Origin of the sequence: Streptococcus sp. 2741 (genome assembly GCF_013276315.1) — a bacterium.
Lineage (GTDB): Bacteria > Bacillota > Bacilli > Lactobacillales > Streptococcaceae > Streptococcus > Streptococcus pseudopneumoniae.
Genome location: NZ_VMKU01000173.1, coordinates 1 through 2,215, shown reverse-complemented (window position 1 = coordinate 2,215; position 2,215 = coordinate 1). Strand labels below are relative to the sequence as shown.

Here is a 2,215-nt window from a genome sequence, read left to right as displayed (position 1 = left end):
GCTTGAAGCCATAATAAAAAACAGAACTAGCATGAACTAGTCCTGTATACTTTTACCCAATCACACTTCCATTTGGTACAGCTGAATCAACTGTGAGAAGGGTTAATTTTCCATCATGTTCAGCTGAGAGAATCATCCCTTGGCTGACATATTTTTTCATCATTTTACGTGGTTTGAGATTGGCAACGATTTGAACTTTCTTGCCGACCAATTCTTGTTCATTTGGATAGTATTTTGCAATTCCTGAGAGAATTTGACGGTCTTCGCCATCACCTGCATCCAAGCGGAATTGAAGCAACTTATCAGAGCCTTCAACTTTAGAAACTTCTTTGACTTCTGCGACACGGATTTCAACCTTGTCAAAGTCTTCAAACTTGATTTCATCCTTGCTTAGTTTGAGTTCGACTTCGTCTGGATTCCATTCTTTTTCGACAGCTGGCTTGTTGCCTTCCATTTGTTCCTTGATATAGGCGATTTCTTCTTCCATATCCAGGCGTGGGAAGATTGGTGTTCCTTTGGCAACTACTGTTACACCCTCAGGGAAAGCAGCCAAACTCAAGTTTTCAAGACTAGAAACTTCTGCTAAGCCAAGTTGAGTCATAACCGCACGACTAGTTTCCATCATAAATGGTTCAATCAAGTGAGCGACGACACGAAGGCTGGCTGCCAAGTGGCTCATAACACTTGCTAATTGGTCACGAAGAGCTTCATCCTTAGCCAAGACCCATGGAGCTGTCTCGTCGATGTATTTATTAGTACGAGAGATAAGAGTCCAGACTGCTTCAAGCGCACGTGGGTAGTCAACTGCTTCCATGTGTGTATGGTAGTCAGCGATTGATTGCTCTGCTACTTGAGCAAGAGCATTATCAAACTCTGTTACGCCCTCTACATAGGCAGGGATTTGTCCATCAAAGTACTTGTTAATCATAGAAACCGTACGGTTGAGGAGGTTGCCAAGGTCATTAGCCAATTCATAGTTGATACGGCCGACATAGTCTTCTGGAGTGAAGGTTCCATCTGAACCAACTGGAAGGCTACGCATGAGGTAGTAACGAAGTGGATCTAGTCCATAACGCTCTACCAACATTTCAGGGTAAACGACATTCCCTTTAGATTTAGACATTTTACCATCTTTCATGACAAACCAACCATGGGCAATCAAACGATCAGGTAATTTAACATCCAACATCATAAGAAGGACTGGCCAGTAGATGGAGTGGAAACGAAGGATGTCTTTTCCTACCATGTGGAAGACTGTTCCATTCCAGAACTTGTCAAAGTTACCATGTTCGTCTTGACCGTAGCCAAGAGCTGTCGCATAGTTAAGAAGGGCATCAATCCAAACGTAGACAACGTGTTTTGGATTTGATGGGACAGGCACTCCCCATGTAAAGGTTGTACGAGATACCGCCAAATCTTCCAAACCTGGCTCGATGAAGTTGCGTAGCATTTCATTAAGGCGACCATCTGGAGTGATAAATTCAGGATGAGCTTTGAAAAATTCGACCAAACGATCTTGGTATTTGCTAAGGCGAAGGAAGTATGATTCTTCGGATACCCATTCAACCTCGTGACCTGATGGAGCAATACCACCAGTCACATTTCCAGCTTCATCACGGAAAACTTCTGCCAGTTGGCTTTCTGTAAAGAATTCTTCGTCTGATACTGAATACCAACCAGAGTATTCACCCAAGTAGATATCATCTTGAGCAAGTAAGCGTTCAAAGACCTGTGCGACAACTTTTTCATGGTAGTCATCAGTTGTACGGATAAATTTATCGTATGAGATATCTAGTAATTTCCAGAGTTCTTTGACTCCAACTGCCATCCCATCAACATAGGCTTGTGGTGTAATGCCAGCTTCTTCAGCTTTCTGCTGGATCTTCTGACCATGTTCATCAAGACCTGTCAAATAAAAGACATCGTAGCCCATCAGGCGTTTGTAACGTGCTAGGACATCACAAGCAATGGTTGTGTAGGCAGAACCGATATGCAGTTTTCCAGATGGATAGTAAATCGGCGTTGTAATATAAAAATTCTTTTCAGACATAATTTTTCCTTTCCAGGCAAATGAAACCTGTTTTTCTAACACTTCATTATATCACATTTTTAATGAATTTCGATAGGGAAATCCATACAAAAACAAGATAGACGAGTGTCCATCTTGTTGATCTTATTCATAACGAAGGGCTTCAATTCCCGACTTTATCACTTA

Annotated in this window: 1 protein-coding gene; it reads right to left on the bottom strand. The window is 42.0% G+C overall.

Features of this window, described 5'->3' with window-relative positions:
• Positions 1-52: 52 nt before the first annotated feature.
• Positions 53-2,050, bottom strand: coding sequence for a methionine--tRNA ligase (gene metG / locus HT671_RS11340; protein ID WP_050208047.1), 1,998 nt, complete (start codon positions 2,048-2,050; stop codon positions 53-55).
• Between the last annotated feature and the right edge of the window lie 165 nt (positions 2,051-2,215).